26 protein-coding genes are annotated in these 22607 nt (G+C 68.6%); 14 read left to right on the forward strand and 12 right to left on the reverse strand.

Annotated features, from left to right (window positions below; genetic code table 11):
• Positions 1-10: 10 nt before the first annotated feature.
• Positions 11-1018, reverse strand: a complete 1008-nt coding sequence (locus tag HUN07_RS19010) for a DUF3152 domain-containing protein (RefSeq protein ID WP_397484714.1) — start codon at positions 1016-1018, stop codon at positions 11-13.
• A gap of 398 nt (positions 1019-1416) precedes the next feature.
• On the opposite strand from HUN07_RS19010, the gene HUN07_RS19015 reads away from it, so the two are divergent.
• A complete protein-coding gene (locus HUN07_RS19015) occupies positions 1417-2088 on the forward strand; it encodes a TetR/AcrR family transcriptional regulator (RefSeq protein ID WP_114721958.1) in 672 nt (223 codons plus the stop codon).
• A 77-nt stretch (positions 2089-2165) separates the two neighbouring features.
• On the opposite strand, the gene HUN07_RS19020 is transcribed toward HUN07_RS19015, so the two are convergent.
• Positions 2166-2399, reverse strand: coding sequence for a DUF3107 domain-containing protein (locus tag HUN07_RS19020; RefSeq protein ID WP_174911900.1), 234 nt, complete (start codon positions 2397-2399; stop codon positions 2166-2168).
• Positions 2400-2505: 106 nt separating this feature from the next.
• On the reverse strand, positions 2506-3186 hold the full coding sequence (locus tag HUN07_RS19025) for a ferritin-like fold-containing protein (RefSeq protein WP_114721956.1): 681 nt from the start codon (positions 3184-3186) through the stop codon (positions 2506-2508).
• 382 nt (positions 3187-3568) lie between these two features.
• Between HUN07_RS19025 and HUN07_RS19030 the strand changes: the two genes are divergently transcribed.
• From HUN07_RS19030 to HUN07_RS19045, 4 genes are read left to right on the forward strand one after another with little or no spacing between them, the layout of a single operon-like run.
• The gene (locus tag HUN07_RS19030; RefSeq protein ID WP_174911903.1) at positions 3569-5215 is read left to right on the forward strand and encodes a DEAD/DEAH box helicase; all 1647 of its coding nucleotides are present in this window, start codon (positions 3569-3571) and stop codon (positions 5213-5215) included.
• A 21-nt stretch (positions 5216-5236) separates the two neighbouring features.
• A complete protein-coding gene (locus HUN07_RS19035) occupies positions 5237-6451 on the forward strand; it encodes an Rv3212 family protein (protein ID WP_174911906.1) in 1215 nt (404 codons plus the stop codon).
• A gap of 50 nt (positions 6452-6501) precedes the next feature.
• Positions 6502-7326, forward strand: coding sequence for an SDR family oxidoreductase (locus HUN07_RS19040; protein ID WP_174911908.1), 825 nt, complete (start codon positions 6502-6504; stop codon positions 7324-7326).
• A 46-nt stretch (positions 7327-7372) separates the two neighbouring features.
• Positions 7373-8608: an amidohydrolase gene (locus tag HUN07_RS19045; protein WP_174911911.1), complete on the forward strand. Its 1236-nt coding sequence runs from the start codon at positions 7373-7375 to the stop codon at positions 8606-8608.
• A 12-nt stretch (positions 8609-8620) separates the two neighbouring features.
• On the opposite strand, the gene HUN07_RS19050 is transcribed toward HUN07_RS19045, so the two are convergent.
• Entirely contained in the window at positions 8621-9424 is an 804-nt protein-coding gene (locus HUN07_RS19050; protein WP_114721951.1) for a ParA family protein, read from the reverse strand.
• Between the two features lie 55 nt (positions 9425-9479).
• Between HUN07_RS19050 and HUN07_RS19055 the strand changes: the two genes are divergently transcribed.
• Both HUN07_RS19055 and HUN07_RS19060 read left to right on the forward strand, forming a co-directional pair.
• Positions 9480-10094: an acid phosphatase gene (locus tag HUN07_RS19055; RefSeq protein WP_114721950.1), complete on the forward strand. Its 615-nt coding sequence runs from the start codon at positions 9480-9482 to the stop codon at positions 10092-10094.
• Positions 10095-10120: 26 nt separating this feature from the next.
• Complete coding sequence (locus tag HUN07_RS19060) at positions 10121-10615, forward strand: GNAT family N-acetyltransferase (RefSeq protein ID WP_174914873.1); 495 nt, start codon at positions 10121-10123, stop codon at positions 10613-10615.
• Between the two features lie 9 nt (positions 10616-10624).
• Here the strand turns inward: HUN07_RS19060 and HUN07_RS19065 are convergent, their stop codons facing one another.
• Positions 10625-11041, reverse strand: coding sequence for a hypothetical protein (locus tag HUN07_RS19065; protein WP_114721949.1), 417 nt, complete (start codon positions 11039-11041; stop codon positions 10625-10627).
• A 46-nt stretch (positions 11042-11087) separates the two neighbouring features.
• On the opposite strand from HUN07_RS19065, the gene HUN07_RS19070 reads away from it, so the two are divergent.
• The gene (locus HUN07_RS19070; RefSeq protein WP_174911913.1) at positions 11088-12044 is read left to right on the forward strand and encodes a diacylglycerol/lipid kinase family protein; all 957 of its coding nucleotides are present in this window, start codon (positions 11088-11090) and stop codon (positions 12042-12044) included.
• A 340-nt stretch (positions 12045-12384) separates the two neighbouring features.
• Positions 12385-12639 carry a WhiB family transcriptional regulator gene (locus HUN07_RS19075; protein ID WP_031937408.1) on the forward strand — a complete coding sequence of 85 codons (255 nt, stop codon included), beginning with the start codon at positions 12385-12387 and terminating at the stop codon, positions 12637-12639.
• Between the two features lie 111 nt (positions 12640-12750).
• Here the strand turns inward: HUN07_RS19075 and HUN07_RS19080 are convergent, their stop codons facing one another.
• The gene (locus tag HUN07_RS19080) at positions 12751-14271 is read right to left on the reverse strand and encodes a sensor histidine kinase (RefSeq protein WP_174911916.1); all 1521 of its coding nucleotides are present in this window, start codon (positions 14269-14271) and stop codon (positions 12751-12753) included.
• 28 nt (positions 14272-14299) lie between these two features.
• Positions 14300-14551 carry a biotin/lipoyl-binding carrier protein gene (locus HUN07_RS19085; protein ID WP_174914874.1) on the reverse strand — a complete coding sequence of 84 codons (252 nt, stop codon included), beginning with the start codon at positions 14549-14551 and terminating at the stop codon, positions 14300-14302.
• A gap of 72 nt (positions 14552-14623) precedes the next feature.
• Here HUN07_RS19085 and HUN07_RS27660 point away from each other — a divergent pair, with 72 nt between their 5' ends.
• A complete protein-coding gene (locus HUN07_RS27660; protein WP_022597109.1) occupies positions 14624-14698 on the forward strand; it encodes a 50S ribosomal protein bL37 in 75 nt (24 codons plus the stop codon).
• Between the two features lie 86 nt (positions 14699-14784).
• Here the strand turns inward: HUN07_RS27660 and rsrA are convergent, their stop codons facing one another.
• On the reverse strand, positions 14785-15084 hold the full coding sequence (rsrA, locus tag HUN07_RS19090) for a mycothiol system anti-sigma-R factor (RefSeq protein ID WP_114721945.1): 300 nt from the start codon (positions 15082-15084) through the stop codon (positions 14785-14787).
• Positions 15081-15866, reverse strand: a complete 786-nt coding sequence (locus tag HUN07_RS19095) for a sigma-70 family RNA polymerase sigma factor (RefSeq protein ID WP_397484709.1) — start codon at positions 15864-15866, stop codon at positions 15081-15083. Before HUN07_RS19095 ends, rsrA begins: the two co-directional genes overlap by 4 nt.
• A 120-nt stretch (positions 15867-15986) precedes the next feature.
• Here HUN07_RS19095 and ybaK point away from each other — a divergent pair, with 120 nt between their 5' ends.
• A complete protein-coding gene (gene ybaK, locus HUN07_RS19100) occupies positions 15987-16481 on the forward strand; it encodes a Cys-tRNA(Pro) deacylase (RefSeq protein ID WP_114721944.1) in 495 nt (164 codons plus the stop codon).
• A gap of 69 nt (positions 16482-16550) precedes the next feature.
• Complete coding sequence (locus HUN07_RS19105) at positions 16551-17570, forward strand: LLM class flavin-dependent oxidoreductase (protein ID WP_441346779.1); 1020 nt, start codon at positions 16551-16553, stop codon at positions 17568-17570.
• Here HUN07_RS19105 and HUN07_RS19110 read toward each other — a convergent pair.
• On the reverse strand, positions 17557-18315 hold the full coding sequence (locus HUN07_RS19110; RefSeq protein WP_114721942.1) for an SOS response-associated peptidase: 759 nt from the start codon (positions 18313-18315) through the stop codon (positions 17557-17559). The two genes, HUN07_RS19105 and HUN07_RS19110, sit on opposite strands and share 14 nt — an antisense overlap.
• A 105-nt stretch (positions 18316-18420) precedes the next feature.
• On the opposite strand from HUN07_RS19110, the gene aroA reads away from it, so the two are divergent.
• Both aroA and rsgA read left to right on the forward strand, forming a co-directional pair.
• Entirely contained in the window at positions 18421-19761 is a 1341-nt protein-coding gene (aroA, locus tag HUN07_RS19115) for a 3-phosphoshikimate 1-carboxyvinyltransferase (RefSeq protein ID WP_174911924.1), read from the forward strand.
• A complete protein-coding gene (gene rsgA, locus HUN07_RS19120; protein ID WP_441346829.1) occupies positions 19695-20750 on the forward strand; it encodes a ribosome small subunit-dependent GTPase A in 1056 nt (351 codons plus the stop codon). The genes aroA and rsgA overlap by 67 nt, the downstream gene beginning before the upstream one ends.
• A gap of 7 nt (positions 20751-20757) precedes the next feature.
• Here rsgA and HUN07_RS19125 read toward each other — a convergent pair whose 3' ends face one another.
• Positions 20758-21147: an SHOCT domain-containing protein gene (locus HUN07_RS19125; RefSeq protein ID WP_174911927.1), complete on the reverse strand. Its 390-nt coding sequence runs from the start codon at positions 21145-21147 to the stop codon at positions 20758-20760.
• A gap of 155 nt (positions 21148-21302) precedes the next feature.
• On the reverse strand, positions 21303-22541 hold the full coding sequence (locus tag HUN07_RS19130) for a fatty acid desaturase family protein (protein WP_114721939.1): 1239 nt from the start codon (positions 22539-22541) through the stop codon (positions 21303-21305).
• Positions 22542-22607 lie beyond the last annotated feature (66 nt).

The following is a 22607-nucleotide window of genomic DNA, read 5'->3' on the forward strand; positions in this document are numbered from 1 at the left end:
GGATCCTTGCTCAGACTCGCGGGTACGGCCAGGGATTGAACCGGCACACCTTGCCGTCCATCGGGACGACGCCCTCGGGATCGAGCGCGGCGATGTCGTTGTTCGCGGTGCCGAACGTCTGCTGCATCATCACCGGCGCCAATCCGCCGTCGGTCTCGCACGGCTGATGCTCCCGGTACCCGATCGCGTGCCCCACCTCGTGGTTGATCTGGTATTGCCGGTACGAGCCGATGTCGCCCTGGAATCCGATCGCGCCGCGCACCCAGCGCGGCTCGTTGAGAACGACCCGTTCGATGCCCGGGTTGTAGCAGGACACCTCGAGTTGGATGTCGTATCCGCACGCCTCACGGATCGACATCTGCGATGTCAGCGAGATGCGGAAGTCGACGTCTCCCTGATCGACCCTGCGGAACGCGAAACGGGGGTCCTTGGTCCAGCTCTTGGGGTTACCGAGGGTCTGGTCCACCATCCGGCCGAACGACTCGTCGCCGCCGAATCCGGCGGTGTCGATCCCGTCCTCCACCTCCACGGTGTACGTGAAGACCCGCTCGGCGCCCTGACCGACCTGTCCGGTGGTCCCGGGCACCACGTGCCACGTGCCGGCGGCCGTTGCGGTGAACGGACCACCGTCGGGCAGCGCACCGGCGGGCACGGTGTCGGCGAAGTTGCCGTCGGCGAGCGGCGGGACACCGATGATGTCCGTGCCGTCCTCGTGGCTGAGCTCACCGAATCCGGGGTCGGTCGACGCGCTCGAACCCGAGTCTCCGAAGCCGCGGACCGCGTCCACGACGACCAGCACGGTCACGATCAGCAACACCGGGATTGCGTATGCCCGCCACCCGTACATCGACACGAACTTGCCGAGTCGGCTCTGCTTCCTCGCTGCACGATCCGGGCGTGGCACGCGGGGGCGCCCGATGTTCCGGCGTGTCGGATCCCACAGAGCCCGAAGCGGCTCGTGCGGATCGGGCACCCGACCGGGATCGAATCCGTTGTTCCTGCTGTCGCCGTTCCTGATGTCGCCGGACGTCGGGTCGTCGGACACCTCGGGAACTGTGCCCCCCAGGCGCGGTCCTCCTCGGTCAGTCACCCAGCCAGAATCTCACAGTCCGCCGAGCGGTTCACCCGGTGCGCCTGAATCCGCGGGCTCCCCTCGCGCCGCGGTGCTCGGCGTGGGATCCTGGAATACTCATCACCAGGAGCGCCGCCGATGGCCTGTCGCCGGCCGATCAGGGTCCATCGACGCACCGCCGAGTGACCGTCAGTCACCGTGGACGACGACTCGGTACGACAACTCAGTACAGCGAATGCGGCCGAGAACCGTCCGGGTATCGTTCAAATGATTTATCTTGCCCCGAGGCGTTCGTGAAGTCGGACACCGAACGAACTGGGCTCTTTGTGCAGATTGGGAGCGACATGACTGAACTCGCGGATCGGACACACTCCGATCGCGCCGCCACGACCGCAAACGGTCAGGGCACCCGCCGCAGCACCCGCCTACCCCGGGATGCGCGGCGCCTTCAGTTGCTCGCGGCCGCCAGCGAGGTCTTCGTCAGCCGTGGCTATCACGCCGCCGGGATGGACGAGATCGCCGAGTGTGCCGGAGTGAGCAAGCCGGTGCTGTACCAGCACTTCCCGGGCAAGCTCGAGCTGTACGTCGCGGTGCTGCAAAGCTACGTCGACAGTCTCATCTCGGGTGTGCGCCAGGCGCTGCGGTCCACGACGGACAACAAGCAGCGAGTGCGCGCGGCGGTCCAGGCGTTCTTCGATTTCGTCGACAACGACTCCCAGGGCTTCCGCCTGGTCTTCGAGTCCGACCTGATGGGCGAGCCGCAGGTGGCACGCCGCGTCGAGCAGGCCACCGAGGCATGTGTCGATGCGGTGTTCGACCTGGTGGCGCACGACTCCGGGCTCGACCCCTACCGGGCCCGCATCCTGGCGGTCGGCCTGGTCGGGACCAGCCAGTTCACGGCCCGGTACTGGCTCGAGGCCGCGCGCCCCATTCCGAAGGAGGAGGCCGTCGACACGACGGTCGCGCTCGCGTGGGGCGGTCTGTCGCACGTGCCGCTGCACGCCGAGTCCAAGTAACCGGGACCGGCACTTCCGATCACACACGAAGGGCGCGCAGTCGAGATGACTGCGCGCCCTTCGTGTGTGTCTCGGTTCTAGCTCGTAGCCGCGAAGCCGACCTTGCGACTGTCCGACGGGCCGATCTCCACGTAGGTGATCCGTCCCGCCTGCACCAGGAACTTGCGTCCCTTGTCGTCGACGAGCGCGAGAACACCGTCAGCCTTGCCGGCGACCGCGTCCTTCACGAGCGCCTCCACCTCGTCGGGCGACTGGGCGCTGTTGACGACGAGCTCACGCGGGCTGTCAGTTACACCGATCTTGACCTCCACGGTCAACCTCCGAACTCTCCGAGCGCTTTCAGCTGTCTCGGCCAGATTAGTGCAGCACCGACCGGTCCAGCCCGCTGCGGCGCTGTGCTGTCAGCGAACAGTCGCCTCAGTGCAGGCCCAGCACCGCCATGCGCTCGGAATGCTTGGCCTGCATGTTGTCGAACAGCGCGGCCACACCGTTGAGGCTGCCGGTCGCGTTCATCACCAGGTCGGTCAGTTCCTCGCGCTGGGCCAGCACGAACTGTGCCTGCGTGATCGCCTCGCCGAGCAACCGCCGACCCCACAGCATCAGGCGATCCTTCTCGGTCTTGCTCGCCGTGACCGCCGCCCGCACTTCCTGCACGACGAACTCGGAGTGCCCCACCTCGGCGAGGACCTCGCGGACGATGCCGCCGACCGCGGGGTCGAGGGAGTGCGCGATCTCACGGTAGAAGTCGGCGGCGATACCGTCACCGACATATGCCTTGACCAGCGACTCCAGCCACGTCGACGGGTCGGTCGACGCGTGGTATGCGTCGAGGGCGCGCACGAACGGATCCATCGCCGCGTAGATCTCGAGGCCGCGATCGGTCAGCGCCGCCTGGAGGGTCTCGAAGTGTGCCATCTCGGCCGCGGCCATGCTCGCGAAGGCCACCCGCCCCTGCAGCGTGGGCGCCATCTGGGCGTCCTCCGCAAGTCGGTAGAACGCGGAGATCTCACCGTAGGCGAGAACCGCGAACAGTTCGCCCACACCGGGGTGATCGGCGGCAATGGTCGGCACGGACGACGTGGACGAATCGGCTCCCATGACGCCACAGCCTAATCCGTGCGTCCGGCTCAGCTTCCCTGACGGGACACGCCGAGAATCGTGATCTGCGCCATGCATGTGCGGGGTTCCTTCGCCCCGGCCGCTACAATTGCCACGGGAGACCGTTATTTCCGCCGCAGTTCCGCGTTTCGGGGCCGACGATCCGAACTCGATTTCGTACGCGATCCGGACTGATTCGCACGCGGCTCGGACACGGACTCCTGTAGATAATGTGCGCGCACCTGATCGACGGCGCCCGCCGCGTCTCGCCGAGATCGACACCGATCTCCGCGCTGAGACGAGGGCCTGCAACACGGCCGGGGCACCGATACAAGAGGGCACCGACATCGGCCGACTTACGGCCTGGCCCCTTACCTCGTGCGTGCGTGCCGATACGAGGAAGGCCAGTTCCCTGAGCAAGATCACGATCGACCACGAAGACGACGCAACCGAGACCACCCTGTCCGCGCAGCTGGACGAGACGCACACCCCGCCGACCTTCGGCGAGCTCGGCGTCCGGGACGAGATCGTCAAGGCGCTCGCCGAGATCGGCATCGAGCGCACCTTCGCCATCCAGGAGCTCACGCTCCCCCTCGCCCTCGCCGGCGACGACCTCATCGGTCAGGCCCGCACCGGTATGGGTAAGACCTTCGGCTTCGGCGTCCCGCTGCTGCACCGGGTGGCCACCACCGATTCCGGCACCACCCCCCTCGACGGCACCCCCCGCGCGCTCGTGATCGTGCCGACGCGCGAGCTGTGCATCCAGGTCACCCAGGACCTCGAGAACGCGGCCAAGTACCTCAAGGCCGGCAAGAAGCCGCTCCAGGTCCTCTCGATCTACGGCGGTCGCCCCTATGAGCAGCAGATCGACGCGCTCCGCAAGGGCGTCGACGTCATCGTCGGCACCCCGGGCCGTCTGCTGGACCTCGCCAACCAGGGCCACCTGATTCTCGGCAAGGTCGGCGTCCTGGTCCTCGACGAGGCCGACGAGATGCTCGACCTGGGCTTCCTCCCCGACATCGAGCGCATCCTCGGTATGGTCCCGGACAAGCGTCAGACCATGCTGTTCTCGGCCACCATGCCGGGTCCGATCATCACGCTCGCCCGCACGTTCCTCACCCAGCCCACGCACATCCGCGCCGAGGAGCCGGAGTCGTCCGCGGTGCACGAGCGCACCAGTCAGCACATCTACCGCGCCCACGCGCTGGACAAGGCCGAGATGGTCGCCCGCGTGCTGCAGGCCGAGGGCCGCGGCGCGACGATGATCTTCACTCGCACCAAGCGCACCGCGCAGAAGGTCGCGGACGACCTGAACGAGCGCGGCTTCAACGTCGGCGCCGTCCACGGCGACCTCGGCCAGATCGCCCGCGAGAAGGCCCTCAAGGCCTTCCGCAGCGGCAAGGTGGACGTGCTCGTCGCGACCGATGTCGCGGCCCGCGGTATCGACATCGACGACGTCACCCACGTCATCAACTACCAGTGCCCCGAGGACGAGAAGACCTACGTGCACCGCATCGGCCGCACCGGGCGCGCGGGCCGCACCGGTACCGCGATCACGCTGGTGGACTGGGACGACATCCCCCGCTGGCAGCTGATCGACAAGGCACTCGATCTCGGTGTCGCCGAGCCCGTCGAGACCTACTCGAGCTCCCCGCACCTGTACGAGGAGCTGGGGATCCCGACTGACGCCAAGGGCACGATCCGCAAGCCGCGGGCCGAGCGCGCCGAGTCGGCCGAGAAGCCCGCGCGTGCGGCCGCCGACGGTGAGAAGTCCGAGAAGTCGGATGCCCCCAAGCGCACCCGCAGCCGTCGCCGTACGCGCGCCGGCAAGGCCACCGACGGTTCCGCAGCGGCCGCCGAGAAGTCGACCGAGGGCAACGAGACCGCGTCGACGAGTGCGCCCACCGCGGGACCGGCGTCCGACGACGCCGCCGCACCCCGTCGTCGCCGTCGTCGTCGCCGCACGTCCGCAGGAACCGACGGCCAGACCGGCGCGGAGCCGGTGAGCGTCTCGGCAGCAGCCGAGTAGGCCCGAGGTAGTCTGCCACCTGTGCTGGCACCCGAGCGTCGTACTCGTCTGGACGTCGCCGTCGCCGCGATCATCGCGATCGTCGTCGCGATCGCCGCGGCGGTGATCTGGATCCGGAGCGACGCTCGGGGTACCACCTCCATCACCTCGGATACCCCTGCGGCAGAGGTCGATACGGCCCTGTCGCCGCCGGAGTCGCTCGACGAGATCTGGCGAGCGGACAGCCCCGAGACCACCGCTCCCCTCGTCTCGGCCGGAGTCGTCGCGACCGCGGACGGCGGGACCGTCACCGGCCGCGACCGGCTGACCGGCGCCGAGCTGTGGCGGTACCAGCGGGACATGCCACTGTGCGGTGCGATCGGCGCATGGAACACCGTGGTCGCGGTCTATCGCGATCAGCGTGGCTGCAGCCAGGTCACCCAGCTCGACGGGGCGACCGGCGAACGGAAGGCACAGCGCTCGAGCGATGCCGACGACGAGGTGACGCTGTCCTACGACGGCACCTACGTCGTCTCCCGAGGCTCCGAGCGGATGGAACTGTGGCGCTCGGACCTGGTGCGCACCCTCGAGTTCGGACGGGTCGACGCGCCCATCAATCCCGGCAAGCAGCCGCACCCCGGCTGCGAACTGCGCTCCGCCGCGGCCGGCGGTACCCGGGTCTCGGTGCTGATGGACTGCCCGGGCGAGGCCGCCGACCGGCTCAGCGTCCTCGACGCAGCCCCCAAGGACAATCAGGAGCCCCAGGAGTTCGGGACGATCCTGCTCACCGGGCCCGGCTCCGACTCGCCGGGCGCCCGCCTCATCGCGGCGTCGGGCGATCACACCGCGGTGTATCTGCCTGCCGGCCCGGTCAGCGGCCCCCGCTACGCCGTTCACGACGGCACCGGAAACGAAGTCGCGTCCTACCCTGTCACCGGTGAGGTGAGCCCACATGCCACGGCCGCGCGCAACGGTTCGGTGTTCACGTGGTGGACGGGCTCGGAACTGATCGCCCTGTCCACCAGCGAACTCGCGCCCCGCTGGACGTTTCCCGGGGCGCTGGGTCCCGGCGCGATCATGGCGGGTTCGCTCCTGGTCCCCGTGCCCGGGGGGATCGCGGTGCTCGATCCGGCCACCGGTGTGGAGCAGCGGCGGATTCCGGTGACCCGCGACAGCGACGCCGTCCCCATCGCGACCGCTGTCGTCGGCGACGTCGTCCTGGAACAACGCGGCGGCGAGGTCGTCGCGCTCCGCTGACCCCCACCGATTCCCGCACCCCCTCGGGTGCAACATGTTCTAATTCCGGGATGTCGAACATCGTCGTCACCGGCGCGGCCTCGGGCATCGGCGCCGCCACGGTCAACCTCCTGCGCACCTCCGGACACGACGTCGTCGGGGTGGATCTGGCGGGCACCGAGATCACCGCGGACCTGTCCACCCGCGACGGGCGGACGCAGGCCGCGGCAGCTGTCGTCGAGGCCACCGGCGGGGTCCTCGACGCCGCGGTGTGCTGCGCGGGCCGCGGCCCGCTGTCGTCCTACACCGGCGGAGAGTTGGTGGCGGTCAACTACTTCGGTGTCGTCGACTTCCTGAACGAGCTGCGTCCGGTCCTCGCGCGCGCCGAGCGGTCGTACGCCGTCGCGATCTCGTCGAGCAGCACCAGCACGCAACCCGGCATCCCCGAGCACATCGTGGCGTCCTGCCTGGCCGGGGCCGAGGACGAGGCCGTCGCGCTCGGCGACGAGGTGGGCGCCATCCCCGCCTACCCGGCATCGAAGCTCGCGTTGGCACGGTGGGTGCGGCGCCAGGCGGTGACGCCGGAGTGGATCGGCTCGGGCATCCGTCTCAACGCCGTCGCTCCGGGCATGATCGACACCCCGATGACGTCCGGTCCCGACCTCGACCCGGAACTGGCGAAGGCCCTGGACTTCTATCCGGTCCCGATCGGACGTCGCGGGCGCCCCGAGGAGATCGCCGCCCTGATCTCATTCCTGGTGGGCGACACCGCGTCCCTGCTGTGCGGCAGCGTCCTGTTCGCCGACGGCGGCACGGACGCGCTACTGCGGCAGGCCGATTGGCCGGCGGTCTGGGAGCCGACACCCGAGGATCTGACCCGCCACTTCGCGCGCTGACCTACGCTGGTGGTCGGCACCGTCCCCGACCGAGCGAGGTTGCGTGATGACCGGACCCGACACCTCCCACACCGCGCCGTGGCTGGCAGACTTCTACCGCGACCTGCACCGGCACCCGGAACTGTCGTTTGCGGAGACCCGGACCGCGGACCGGATCGCGACGAAGCTCGGCGAATTGGGCATCGACACCACGACCGGGGTCGGCGGGACCGGGGTCGTGGGCATGATCCGCAACGGCGACGGCCCCACCGCCTTGCTGCGGGCCGACATGGATGCGCTGCCGGTCGAGGAGAAGACCGGACTGCCCTACGCCAGCACGGTCCGCGCGACCGACCCCGACGGCCGGGAGGTCCCCGTCGCGCACGCGTGCGGACACGACATGCACGTGACCTGCCTGCTCGGGGCACTGGAAGTGCTGGTGAACGAACAGGATTCGTGGTCCGGCACGGTAATGGCGGTGTTCCAGCCCGCCGAGGAACTCGGCTCCGGGTCGCAGGCGATGGTCGACGACAGCCTGTTCGAGCGGTTCGGCACCCCTGACGTCGTGCTCGGCCAGCACATCGCACCCCTGCCCGCCGGGATGCTCGCGGCCCACCCGGGCCCCGCGTTCGCCGGCGCGGACTCGCTGCGGGTCCTGCTACACGGCACCGGCTCACACGGGTCGATGCCCCAAGAGTCCGTCGACCCGGTTGTCATGGCGGCCGCAACGGTCCTGCGCCTGCAGACCGTGGTCTCGCGCACGGTGGCGCCGACCGACACGGTCGTGGTCACGGTCGGTTCGCTCCAGGCCGGCACCAAGGCGAACGTGATTCCCGACGACGCCGAACTGAAACTCAACATCCGCACATACGACCCGGACGTACGCACCCGGGTCCTCGACTCGATCACCCGGATCGTCGAGGCGGAGGCGGCGGCGTCGAACGCGCCGAAGAAGCCCGAGATCTCCCCGATCGATTCGTTTCCCGTCCTGGTCAACGATGGCGACGCCGTCGCCCGAACGACGGCCGCCTTCCGCCGCCGGTTCGGCGACGACAAGGTGACCGATCCCGGCGCGGGGGCGGCGAGCGAGGACGTCGGCGTCTTCGCGACCGCGTCGGGCGCCCCGATCTGTTACTGGATTCTCGGCGGCGCGGACCCCGCGATCTTCGCGAAGGCCGCCGCGGCGGGCACCACCCCTGTCCTGCCGCCCAACCACTCGCCGTACTACGCACCGGTGATCGAACCGACGATCACGATGGGCGTCTCGGCCCTCGTGACTGCCGCCCGGGACTGGCTGGACTGACCCGGCAGCGGGTCAGGCAGTCCCCTCGTACGGCGAGAACGTCACCAACTCGGCGCCCCCGGACCAGTGCGCCGAAAGATGATGCGCCAGTTCGCGATACGCCTCCGCACCCTTGTTCTTTCGGCCCGCGAGCACCGTCGAGCCCGACGCCGATGCCTCCGCGAATCGGACTGTCCGCGGGATGGGCGGCGCGAGCACCGGAAGGTCGTAGCGGTCCGAGACGTCGGAGAGCACGTCCCGACTGTGCGTGGTGCGGGCGTCGTACAGCGTCGGCAGCGCGCCCAGCAGTACGAGGTCGGGGTTGGTGATCTGCTGGACCTCGGAGACCGTGCGCAGCAACTGTCCGACACCGCGGTGCGCGAGCGTCTCGCACTGCAGCGGCACGAGCACCGACCGGGCGGCCGTGAGCCCGTTGAGGGTGAGTACGCCCAGCGACGGCGGGCAGTCGATGATGACCACGTCGAAGTCGTCGAGGATCGGCGCGAGGGCCCGTTTGAGCGCGAATTCGCGCCCCGGCCGCATCAACAGCAGCGCCTCCGCACCCGCGAGGTCGATCGTCGCGGGCAGCAGCATCACGCCGTCGTCCGTCTCGAGCAGCACATCGCGCACCGACGCGTCCCCCGTGAGCACGTCGTGCACCGAGGTCTCGAGCCGATCGGGGTTGTGCCCCAACGAGAATGTCAGACACCCCTGCGGATCGAGGTCCACGACCAGCACCCGCTGACCGAGGTCCACGAGCGCCGCCCCCAGTGAAGCAACCGTCGTGGTCTTGGCTACCCCACCCTTTTGATTCGCTACAGCCAGTACCGTCGTCACGGCCTAGATCCTTGCCTACTCGAGGCCCGAACGCGAGGGTTCGGCCGCACCCGGCATGATTGGACCCATGACCTCACCCGACCGCCGGCTCGTCCTGTTGCGACACGGTGAGACGGAGTGGGCCCGCCTCGGCCGGCACACGAGCACGACCGAGGTTCCGCTGACCGAACGCGGCGCGGAGCAGGCCCGCGAGGCCGGACCGCAACTCGCCGCCCTGCAACTGCGCGACCCCCTGGTTATCACGAGCCCGCGCCGACGGGCGCACGTCACGGCGGCCCTGGCGGGGCTCACCGAGGACCGCCGGTGGGACGCCCTCACCGAATGGGACTACGGCGAACTCGAGGGCCTCACCACGCCCGAGATCCGCGAACGAATCCCGCACTGGACGGTGTGGACCCACCCGTGCCCGGGCGGCGAAACCCACGAAATGGTCATGTCCCGCGCCGACATGGTGGTGAGCACGTGCGAGGCCGCGCTCGCGGACCGCGACGTGCTGCTGGTGGGGCACGGCCACTTCTTCCGCGCGCTGATCGCCCGGTGGGTCGAACAGCCGGTCGCCGAGGGACGACGGTTCACCCTCTCCCCCGCGGCGCGCACCGTGCTCGGCTACGAACACGGCTTCCGAACGATCCTCACCCACAACGTCACCCCGAGAGAAGGCATGCAGTGAACGCACGAACGAACGTCGGACTGGCCGTGATCCGTCGGGCCACCCCCGACGACGTCGCGGCGATCACCGGGCTGATCTACGAACTCGCCGAGTACGAGAAGGCCCGGCACGAGTGCACGGTGATTCCGGAGCAGATCGAGACGGCCCTCTTCGGACCCGAGCCCGCGGTCTTCTCGCACGTCGTCGAGGTTCCGGGCGACGATGCGCAGGCCCCCACGATCGTCGGGACGGCGCTGTGGTTCCGCAACTTCTCGACCTGGGACGGCGTGCACGGGATCTATCTGGAGGACCTGTACGTCACCCCCGAACACCGTGGCGCGGGGTACGGAAAGGCGCTGCTGGCGACGCTCGCCGACGAATGCGTGGCCAAGGGCTATACGCGGCTGGCCTGGTCGGTGCTGAACTGGAACACACCGTCGATCGGGTTCTACGAGGCGCTGGGTGCGGTGGCGCAGGACGAGTGGACCACGTACCGGCTCAGCGGCGAGGCGCTGGCCGCGCTGGCGACTCAGGCGCCGTAGCGGCCGGGCCTAGTACTCGTCGGGCGCGCCGTATCCCTCGGCCACCCACCGCGACGTGCTGTTCCAGAACAGCAGCACCAGAGCGGCGAGCACCACCGCACCCAACAGGATTCCCCAGACCACCCGGTGCGAGGTGAACACGTACCACGTGACGGGCAGCAACAGCAGCTGCGCCATGACACCGATCGTGCGTCCCCAGCGGTGACCGCCGAGCAGCCCGATACCCGCCGCCAGGACGGCCCCACCGAGAATCGCGAACCACGCGGCCGTGCCGTATCCACTGGTCATGCTCTGGTCGGCGCCCAACAGGCCACGGACGACCAGGACGATCGCGACACCGACTGCGGCACCGCCCTCGAGGGTCACCAGGGCGCCGGCCCCACGGACCGTGGTGGGAGTCGGAGCGGGAGCAGGCTGGTTCGACACGCAGCCAGCCTAGAACACGGGCAGAACCCGGCTAGGCTGATGCCCCGTGCGTGCGCTGCTGATCGTCAATCCCAACGCCACCTCGACCACGCCCGCGGGGCGCGACCTCCTCGCGCACGCGCTGTCGAGCCGGGTGCGGCTGACCGTCGCCCACACCACGCACCGCGGTCATGCCGCGGAACTGGCGGCGCAGGCCCGCACCGACGGCATCGCGCTGATCATCGTGCACGGCGGCGACGGCACCGTGAACGAGGTCGTCAACGGCCTACTCGGCGCGCCCCATCCCCGGACGATGCGGTCCGTTCCCATCGGTCCCATTCCGCTGATCGCCGTCGTCCCGGGCGGCTCGGCCAATGTGTTCGCCCGGTCGCTCGGAATCGCGCCGGACCCCGTGGATGCGACGAACCAACTGATCGATCTGCTCGCTCTGCGCGCGCGGCGAACGATCGGTCTAGGGCACTGCGACAACCGCTGGTTCACGTTCAACGCGGGAATGGGCCTCGACGCCCAGGTGTGCGAAGCGGTGGACAACGGCCGCACGAACGGACAGGCCGTGACGCCGGGACGCTACGTTCGGCACGCCGTCCGCGCGTTCTTCCGCGCCAAGCGTGAGGAGCCGACGCTCACGGTCGAACTTCCCGATCAGGAGCCGATCGACGGCGTGCACTATGCGTTCGTGTCGAACTCGACTCCGTGGACCTATCTGAACAAGCGCGAGGTGCACACGAACCCGGGAACGAGCTTCGAAGCGGGTCTCGGGCTCTTCGCGATGCGGACGACGGGGGTCTTTGCCAGTCTTCGCGTCGTTCGTCAACTACTTTCGGCCGGATTATCGCCGAAATCACATTCATTGATTCGATTCGATGATGTGGCGCAAATCCGTATCCGCGCAACTACACCGATCGGCCTCCAAATGGACGGCGACTATATCGGCATGCGAAGCGACGTGACATTCGTCGCGGTCCCCGATGCGCTCGACGTCATCGCACCGCAGGCGCACTGACTCCACCGCCACCCGCCGGCGATACCCCCGGAGGGCCCGATCCCGCCGATCCCACTGATTCGAACGCCCAATTGAGCCTGATCCAACGCTCGATCAGTCACGATCGGGGACTGAAATGTCCTGATGGGGTGCACAAAGCCCCAGGTGGGTGTACAAAGGATGCGGAGCCGGGCAGGGCAGCCTAACCGAGTGAGCTTCCCCACGGTGCAGTCGATATCTATTGACTTCCCCCGCGTTCGTGAAAGCATTCACAAGTAACAGTGCTGAAACAACCAAGTAAGCACCCATGAACTTGTAAATACATTACGGTGCATGGCGCACCCAGTTAAGGAGTAGAAGGATGGACTGGCGCCACAACGCAATCTGTCGCGACGAGGATCCCGAACTGTTCTTCCCGGTGGGAAACAGTGGCCCGGCTCTCGCGCAGATCGCTGATGCCAAGGTGGTGTGCAACCGGTGCCCCGTGACCGCGGAGTGCCTGTCCTGGGCCCTCGAGTCCGGCCAGGACGCGGGCGTCTGGGGCGGCATGAGCGAGGACGAGCGTCGCGCACTCAAGCGCCGCAACGCCCGCACCCGCGCGCGCACCGCAGTCTAGTCTCGACCGAGACGAAGGCCCGGCACCTACCAGGTGCCGGGCCTTCGTCTTTCGTGGTCCGAACGTAGTACCAGACGGTCGGAGACACAGACAGTCGGAGACTGCGAAACGTCAGAGGCGGTGCGCCCGCCGACCCAGTGGCACCCGGAGCACGGCGTCGGTGCCGCCGCCCGGGCACGGATGCAGCCCCAGCGATCCACCGAGTTCGGCGTCGACCAGCGTCCGCACGATCTGCAGTCCCAGCCGATCGGACTTCTCCAGGCTGAAACCGTCGGGCAGGCCCCGACCGTCGTCGTGGATGACGACGTCGAGCCAGCGGGCCGAACGATCCGCACGCAGGTACACCGTGCCGGACTCGCCGGGCTCGAAGGCGTGCTCGATCGCGTTCTGCACCAATTCGGTCAACACCATCACCAGCGGGGTCGCGCGCTCTGCGGAGAATACGCCGAGACTGCCCTCGCGCTGGATCTTGATCGGCATGTTGACCGACGCGACGTCGGCGAGGATCGGCACGAGGCGATCGACGACCTCGTCGAGGTCGACTTCCTCGTCGACCGACATCGACAGCGTCTCGTGGACCAACGCGATCGACGTCACGCGCCGGACCGACTCGCTGAGCGCCTGTCGCGCCTCCTCGTTGTCGGTGCGGCGGGCCTGCAGGCGCAGCAGCGCGGCGACGGTCTGCAAATTGTTCTTCACGCGATGATGGATCTCGCGGATCGTCGCGTCCTTGCTGAGCAGGGCGCGATCGCGGCGCTTGACCTCGGTGACGTCGCGGATCACGACGGCGGCACCCACCACCTTGCCGTGCGGCTTGAGGACCAGAGCCCGCAGCAACACGGTCGCGCCGCGGGCCTCGATCTCCATCCGGTGTCCGAGGCGGCCGGCGAGTGTTCCGCTGATGTAGTCGGCCACTTCCTGCGACTCGAAGGGGTCGGTGATGAGCGAGTGGGTCGTGGACGCCAGGTCCTGACCCATCAGGTCGCTGTTCAACCCCATGCGGTGGTACGCGGAGAGCGCGTTCGGGCTCGCGTACACGACCCGCCCCTCGGGGTCGAGACGAATGAAGCCGTCTCCCGCGCGGGGGCTCGAGTTGGTGTCCGAGCGCGTCTCGGGATTGGGGAACGTCCCCTCACTGATCATCTGGCACAGGTCTGCGGCGCAGTCCAGGTACGCGATCTCGAGGGGACTCTGGGCGCGCTGCTGCGCAAGATTGGTGTCCCGGCTCAGGACCGCGATGACCTCGCCGCCACAGCGCACCGGAACCGCCTCCCGACGCAACGGGGTGCCGCCGCGCCACGAGTGGTCGACCTCGGTGACGATCTCGCCGTCGACGAGCGCCTTGAGGACCTGGGGATGTTCGGACTCGGAGACCACGGATCCGACGGCATCGTCCGGGAAGGCCGTCGACGCGGTCGTGGGGCGGCACTGCGCGACGCACACGACGGTGCCGGGATCGGCGCCCACCGAGCTGGTCTGGTCGTCGGGCCGCTCGGTCGCCACCCACAGCAGGACGTCGGCGAAGGACAGATCCGCGAGTAGCTGCCATTCGCCCACAACCTGCTGCAGGTGATCGACCGCGCTGCCGGGAAGATCGGTGTGCTCGGCGAGCAGGTCGCTCAGTGTCGACATGTGCCAGGCTCCGAATCGTCTCTCGGGTTCAGCTGATGGTGGCGATCAGGTCGCCCTGCTGGATGACATCGCCGACCTTCACATCGACGGACGTCACCTTGCCGGCCACCTCGGCCAGAACGGGGATTTCCATCTTCATGGACTCGAGAATCACGAGGGTGTCGCCCTCGGTCACCTCTTCGCCTGCACTGACAACGACCTGGTAGACGGTCGAAACCATTTCGGCGCGCACATCTTCTGCCACCTGGCACCTCACTGTTCGTGGACGGTCGCGGACCAGCCAATGGAACCACAGCCAATCACACGTGAAACACTAGGACGAACTCGAGTTCGAACACAGAAGGAGCTACTCATGGGTAAGCGTGGTCGTAAGAAGCGCAGCCGCAAGGGCAACGCCGCCAATCACGGCAAGCGTCCCAACGCCTGAGACGCGTTGACAGACGAATCAGGGGCCGGCAAGCACACCGCTTGCCGGCCCCTGATCCGTTCCGGGCACCGGCCCGGGTCGTTCGTCTAGTCGTCCGACTCGCGGTCGCCGACGAGTTCGGTCCCGGTGATGATCACGGTGCGCCGGATCTCGAACGAGAGCCGCTCCCGCAGCCCGTCCGGGGCGTGCTCGCCCCCACACTTGCGGCCGATCAGGCTCTTGACCTTCTCCTCGATGCCGTACGCCTCGAAACACGCACCGCAGTTCTCCAGATGCCGCTGGATCCTCTCGCGCGAGTTCTCGTCGCACTCGCTGTCGAGCAGCAACCACACATCCGCGATCACCGCCGAGCAATCCAACTGCTCGAATTCGTTCTCCCCGGTCACCGAGTAACCTCCTGCTCCGCTGTTCCGCTGCGCTCGGCGCGGTTGAATCCACGTTCGCGAGCGACGTCCGCGAGGAGGCCGCGCAACTGCTTGCGCCCACGGTGCAGGCGCGACATCACGGTGCCGATCGGCGTGCCCATGATCTCCGCGATCTCCTTGTACGGGAATCCCTCGACGTCGGCGTAGTACACCGCCATGCGGAACTCCTCGGGGAGCTCCTGCAGTGCCGCCTTGATGTCGTCGTCGGGCAGCGCGTCGAGTGCCTCGACCTCCGCCGACCGCAGACCCGTCGACGTGTGTTCGGCCGTCGCGGCGAGCTGCCAGTCGGTGATCTCGTCGGTCGGGTACTGCGCCGGCTGACGCTGCTTCTTGCGGTAGGAGTTGATGTAGGTGTTGGTGAGGATCCGGTACAGCCAGGCCTTGAGGTTCGTTCCGGCCTTGAAGGAACGGAACGCCGAGTAGGCCTTGATGTAGGTCTCCTGTACCAGGTCCTCCGCGTCGGCCGGGTTGCGCGTCATCCGCAGCGCGGCGCCGTACAGCTGATCGAGGAGCGGGAGCGCGTCACGCTCGAACCGCTCGACCAGCGCGGCATCGGACTCTGGACCGTCACCCGCGGGGTCGGTCGGGGTGTCGGGTTCGTTCTCGGGGTCGTGATCGTCGAGCACGCTGATCCCTTCGCTTGCCGTAGGGGTCAAGGCTACCGCCAACCCTGCCGCGATTCCCGGACGCGCCGACTTCGTCGCGGTCTCCGAACGAGCCCGCTCCGCGCACAACACCGCCACCGGCCACTCCCTTCGCTGATGCAGCTTCTCGGCAGGTTTCAACAGCGCGGGGACGCAGTGTGTTCCCGAGTCGTGATCGCGGCGAGATAGCGCGAGACGCGGAGTCCTAGAGTTGTCGCCATGGCCGGAACTTCGACCCCCGCAACCAAGCTGCTCGACAAGGAGAAGGTCGCGCACCGGATCCACAGCTACGACCACGACGCCCGCGCCGCGTCGTTCGGCGACGAGGCCGTCGATTCGCTCGCCGATCATCTCGGGGTGGAGCCCGCGCAGATCTTCAAGACGCTGGTCGTCAAGACCGAGTCCGGAAAACTCGCGGTCGCAGTGCTGCCCGTGCCGTCGAAGCTGTCGTTGAAGGCGGCCGCGGCAGCGGTGGGCGCGGGCAAGGCCGTCATGGCGCCGCAGGCCGACGCCGAACGCTCCACCGGCTACGTCCTCGGCGGCATCTCCCCGCTCGGCCAGCGCAAGCGGCTGCCGACGGTGATCGACGCGTCGGCGCTGACGTGGGATCGGGTGCTGTGCAGTGCGGGCCGCCGTGGCCTCGAGATCGAGGTGGCGCCGCAGGATCTGGTGCGGTTGTCGGGTGCGGTGGTCGCGGAGATAACGGCCGGCTGACGGAATGAGACGGCCTCGCACCGTTGTTCCACCTATGACGTGTCTCCACGAATGAAAGCCGGTGTCCCCGTGACGGTCCCTCTCTCCATTCCCCTCTCGATCCTCGACCTGGCCCAGATCGGCACGGGCGAGACTGCGGGAGACAGCTTCCGGGCCAGCGTCGAGATGGCGCGGAACGCGGAGCGGTGGGGCTACAGCCGCATCTGGTACGCCGAGCACCACAACATGCCGTCGATCGCGTCGTCGGCGACGAGCGTGCTGATCGCGCACGTCGCTGCGCACACCGAGCGGATCAGGCTCGGTGCGGGCGGCATCATGCTGCCCAACCATGCGCCGCTGACCATCGCCGAGCAGTTCGGCACGCTCGCCGAGCTGCACCCCGGCCGCATCGACCTGGGCCTGGGCCGCGCGCCGGGCAGCGACCAGCAGACCATGCGGGCGCTGCGCCGCGACCCCGGTTCGGCGGAGTCGTTCCCGCAGGACGTGCTCGAGCTGCAGGGCTACCTGACCGGGCCGTCACGGGTGCCCGGCATCGAGGCGACGCCCGGCAAGGGCACGGAGGTGCCGCTCTACATCCTGGGATCCTCGCTGTTCGGCGCCCGGCTGGCCGCCGCACTGGGCCTGCCGTACGCGTTCGCGTCGCACTTCGCGCCCAACGCCCTGATGGACGCGATCGCGATCTACCGACGCGAATTCAGGCCGTCGGCGCAACTCGCGCAGCCGCACGTGATCGCGGCCGTCAACGTGATCGCCGCGGACACCGACGAGGAGGCGCAGCGGCTGTTCCTCGAGACCAAGCGCAAGCGGGTCGGGCTGTTCGTCGGCCGCGGCCGCACGTTCACGCCGGAGGAGGCCGACATGATCCTCGAGTCGCCCGCCGGTCAGCAGGTGCTCGCGATGGTGCGTTACTCCGCCGTCGGCACCCCGGCCACCGTGCACGACTACCTGGGCCGGTTCGCCGAACAGACCGGCGCGGACGAGCTGATGGTGGTCTCCTCGGCCAGCGAGCGCGATGCCTGGATGCGCTCACTGGAACTGGTCGCCGACGTCACCGATCTCGCATCGCGGCAGCCCATCACAGCAGGCTGATCTGCTCCCCCGCCCGGTCGCCGGTGTCGGGGTCGAGCAGGTCCGGACCGTTGTTGCGGACGCTGTTGACCTTGGTCGAGACCCGACGGATCTCGACGGCCGCGACGGACTCGAGGCTGGGCGCGATCAGGTCGGGGTGACCGAGGCTGTCCGGATCGAGCCAGGCGTCCCAGCGATCGGGCGGCAGGATCAGCGGCATCCGGTCGTGGACGTTCGCGAGCTGGTCGACGGAATCGGTCGTGAGGATCGTGGTGCTCAGCAGCGGCGGCGACTTCGGGGCCTTCGGGTCGTGCCACACCGCCCACAGCCCCGCCATGAACAGCCGCTGCCCGTCGCCGCGGGCCATGTAGTACGGCACCTTCACGGCCTTCCCGTCCGGCGTGGGCTCGGTCTGCCACTCGTACCAGCCGTCCATCGGGACCAGGCAGCGTTTGAACCGCAGCGACGTCTTGAACGCGGCCTTCGTCGCGACGGTCTCGGAGCGGGCGTTGAACAACGGTGCGCCCTTACCCGGCTCGGTCGCGTACGACGGGACCAGACCCCAGCGCATGCGCCGGATCCTCCGGGTCGCCGGACTGTCGGGGTCCTCGCGGTCGTGTCGGGCGACGACGGTGAGCACCTGCGTCGTGGGCGCAACATTGTAGTCGGCGGACTCGGGGCCGTCCGACTCCCCGGTCTCGTTGATCGCGTCGAGCTCCACCGCGAGCGTCGCCGGGTTCGCCGTCGTCGCGTACCTGCCGCACATGTCTGCCGCACTCCTCGTCGCCGTCGACCCTGTCGGGTGTGACCGTCCGCTCCCCATGCTGGCACGGTTGCCACGCGCCGCCCACCCATAGGCGAAGATGGACGGGTGAGTCGTGAGAGCCTGTGGACAGCGCCCCGTGCCGAAGCCCCCGTGGATGCGTCCGTGACGCTGCCCGGATCCAAGTCGATCACCAACCGCGCCCTCATTCTCGCGGCGCTCGCCTCCGGGCCCTCCACGATCACCGGCGCGCTGCGCAGCCGCGACACCGATCTGATGATCCAGGGCCTGCAGGCCCTCGGCGTGTCGATCACCGCGACGCCCGACGCCGCGACCGGCACCACCCTGCGTGTCGTCCCCGGTCCGATGACCGGCGGCAGCATCGACTGCGGCCTCGCCGGCACCGTGATGCGGTTCCTGCCCCCGGTCGCCGCGCTCGCCGCCGGCACGGTCGCGATCGACGGGGACGAGCAGGCCCGCACGCGGCCGCTCGGCACCATCCTCGACGCCCTGCGCGGCCTGGGTGCCGACATCGACGGGGACGCGTTGCCGTTCACCGTCCAGGGCCACAGCGGTCTGCGCGGCGGCACGGTCACGATCGACGCGTCCGGTTCGTCGCAGTTCGTGTCCGGCCTGCTGCTGTCGGCTGCCCGCTTCGACGAGGGCGTCACCGTCCGCCACCAGGGCGGTCCGCTGCCGTCGATGCCGCACATCGACATGACCGTCGAGATGCTGTGTGAGGCCGGCGTGACCGTGCTGACGCCCGGCGAGAGCGGCGACGCCCACACGTGGAAGGTACTGCCGGGCACGGTCGATCCGGTGGACTGGGTGATCGAGCCCGACCTGTCCAACGCGACGCCGTTCCTCGCCGCGGCCGCCGTCACCGGCGGCACCGTGCGGGTGCCGTTGTGGCCGTCGCGCACCACCCAGCCGGGTGACGCGATCCGCGGCATCCTCACCGACATGGGCGCTGAGGTGAGCCTCTCGGAAGGCACCGCCGGCGTCCTCACCGTGACCGGCCCGAAGTCGTTGCGCGGCATCGACATCGACCTGCACGACATCGGCGAACTCACCCCCACGGTCGCGGCCCTCGCCGCGCTCGCGGACGGCCCGTCGGTGCTGCGCGGCATCGCGCACCTGCGTGGCCACGAGACGGACCGACTGGCCGCGCTGGCCACCGAGATCAACAAGCTCGGCGGTGCGGTCACCGAGACCGACGACGGCCTGCGCATCGAGCCCCGGCCGCTGCACGGCGCCCAGTGGCATTCGTACGCGGACCACCGGATGGCCACGGCAGGCGCGATCGTCGGACTCGTGGTCGACGACGTCCGTATCGAGGACGTGGGCACCACCGCGAAGACCCTGCCCGGCTTCGAGAACCTCTGGGCCGCAATGCTGGACGCGGCACAATCGACGTCGGGGTCCGCCGAGCAGGGAGCACTGTCCTGAGCCGCCGGCAGTACGACGAGTCCGACGTCCGGATCCGCCCGGGCAAGGGCACCCGCCCGCGGACCAAGACCCGGCCGGAGCACGCCAGCGCCGAGGAAGCCATGGTGGTCTCCGTCGACCGCGGCCGGTGGGGATGCGTGCTCGACGGCGATCCGGACCGGCCGGTGGTCACGATGCGGGCCCGCGAACTGGGCCGCACGCCGATCGTCGTCGGCGATCAGGTGAGCGTCGTCGGCGACCTGTCGGGCAAGCCGGACACCCTCGCCCGCATCGTGCGCGTGGCCGAACGCAAGACCGTCCTGCGGCGCACTGCCGACGACACCGACCCGTACGAGCGGATCGTCGTCGCGAACGCGGCGCAGCTGCTGATCGTTGTCGCGCTGGCCGATCCGCCGCCGCGCACCGGTTTCGTCGAGCGGGCTCTCGTCGCCGCGTACGTCGGCGGCCTGAAACCGATCCTGTGCCTCACCAAGAGCGACCTGGCCACGCCCGACGAGTTCGCCGCGACGTTCGCCGACCTGGACATCCCGGTCGTCGTGGCCGGGCGGGACGATCCGATCGAACCGGTGACGGAGATCCTCACGGGCAAGGTGACGGCGCTCATCGGTCACTCCGGCGTCGGGAAGTCGACCATGGTCAATCGCCTCGTCCCGGACGCGGATCGGGCGACGGGCGTCGTTTCCGGCGTCGGCAAGGGCCGGCACACGTCGACGCAGTCGGTGGCGCTGCCCCTGCCCAGCGGCGGCTGGGTGGTCGACACCCCCGGCATCCGGTCGTTCGGCCTCGCGCACATCTCCCCCGAGAACGTCGTCAGCGCGTTCACCGATCTCGCGGCCGCCGCCGAGGACTGCCCTCGCGGCTGCACCCACCTGGGTCCCCCGGCCGACCCCGAATGCACGCTGGACAAGCTCACCGGCAAGTCCGCGGGCCGCGTCGAGGCGGTGCGCCACCTGCTCGTCGCGCTGATGACGAACGAGTCCTGGGCTTGAGAAGCGCCTACGACGCCGACGCCCCCTGCGCCCGCGCCGCGAGGACGCGGTACTCGTCCTCGGTGATGGCCCCGGAGTCGAGGAGCGACCGCGCCGTGGCCAGCTGCTCGTCCGTCGATGTCCCGGCCACATCCCTGATGTACTCGGTCTCGGCCTGCAGGTACTGCCGTTCGGCCACTGCCGCGCGCTCCGCCATGGCCGGGCCCCGAACGATCAGGTACACGCAGGCCGCGATGACCGGCAGGACGAACAGCAGGAATACCCACAGCGCCTTCGTCCATCCCGACATGCGATGGTCCCGAAACAGGTCGGCGAAGATCATGAAGAGAACCATCAGGTACGCCGCGAACGCGAAACATGCGAAGACCAGCCAGAAGTAGTCCCAGAATGAGTCCATTGTCCGCTCCGTTCACGAGACGATGTCGAACAGGCTCTCCGTCACCACTCTCCCACCGCGGGTGACCCACGGTCCAGGAAACGGTCCACAATACCGCTGTGGCCCGCACCGATTCGGTGCGGGCCACAGCGGTAGTCCGGGTCGGAGAGCGATCTCTAGCGCGACAGCAGCGCGCGCAGGCCGCGACGCTTCCTCGACGCCTTGATGGCCGAGTGCAGTCCGCGACGGCGACCGGTGAGCGGGTCGACGGTGGGGACGGCGTTGCCGCCGAACTTGCGCTCCGACGCCGTCTCGGGCGCGTCATCGGACGTGTCCTTGAGGTACTTGTTCGGCAGCGACAGCTTGGCGATGGTGCGCCACGACTTGAGGTACTGCACCGGCAGCGGGCCGGTGGTGTACGGGAGGTCGTACTTCTCGCACAGCGCCCGCACCTTGACCGCGATCTCGGCGTACCGGTTGGACGGCAGGTCCGGGTAGATGTGGTGCTCGATCTGGTAGCTGAGGTTGCCGGTCATGAAGTCCATGACGGGACCGCCGGAGATGTTGGCGCTGCCGAGCATCTGCCGCAGGTACCACTCGGCCTTCGTCTCCTTGTCGACGTCGGCCTTCGTGAACTTCTCGGCGCCGTCAGGGAAGTGCCCGCAGAAGATCACCGCGTTGGTCCACAGGTTGCGGATGACGCCGGCCGTGAGGTTCGCGGTGAGGGTCGTCTTCCATGCCTTCCCGGTGAGGGCCGGGTAGATCACGTAGTCCTTGACGGCCTGCTTGGCGATCTTGGCGCCGACCTCTTTCGCGTTCCGCTTGGTGAGCTCGCGGTCGTCGCGTCCGGCCGCGACCTTCCCGAGCTCGAGCAGCTGGATCGCGATGCCGTACTCGAACAGGAGCGCGAGGATCGCGTTGTACGCGAGGTTGCCGTAGTTGAACGGCTTCCAGCGCTGGTCACGGGTGACGCGCAGCAGGCCGTAGCCCACGTCGTCGTCCATGCCCAGGATGTTCGTGTACTTGTGGTGCAGGTAGTTGTGGGTCTGCTTCCAGTGCGCCGACGGGTCGGCGTTGTCCCACTCCCAGCTCGAGGAGTGGACTTCCGGATCGTTCATCCAGTCCCACTGCCCGTGCATCACGTTGTGCCCGAGCTCCATGTTCTCGATGATCTTCGCGACGCCCAGCATGCCGGCACCGAGCACCCACAGGGGACGCTTGCGGCTGCCGAACAACACTGCGCGCCCGCCGATCTCGAGTCCACGCTGCAGTCGGATGGTATTACGGATGTAGCGCGCATCGCGCTCGCCACGGGAGTCCTCGACATCGCGACGGATCGCGTCGAGTTCGCGACCGAGCGCCTCGACGTCCGCATCCGTCAGATGCGCGTACTCCTTGATGTCGGTAATCGCCACGAGGCCTACCGTACCGTAAGTTACGAGACCGTAGGTTAACGCGAAGTGACTGTGAGGTAGATCACT

The sequence above is a fragment of the Rhodococcus sp. W8901 genome (assembly GCF_013348805.1).
GTDB lineage: Bacteria > Actinomycetota > Actinomycetes > Mycobacteriales > Mycobacteriaceae > Prescottella.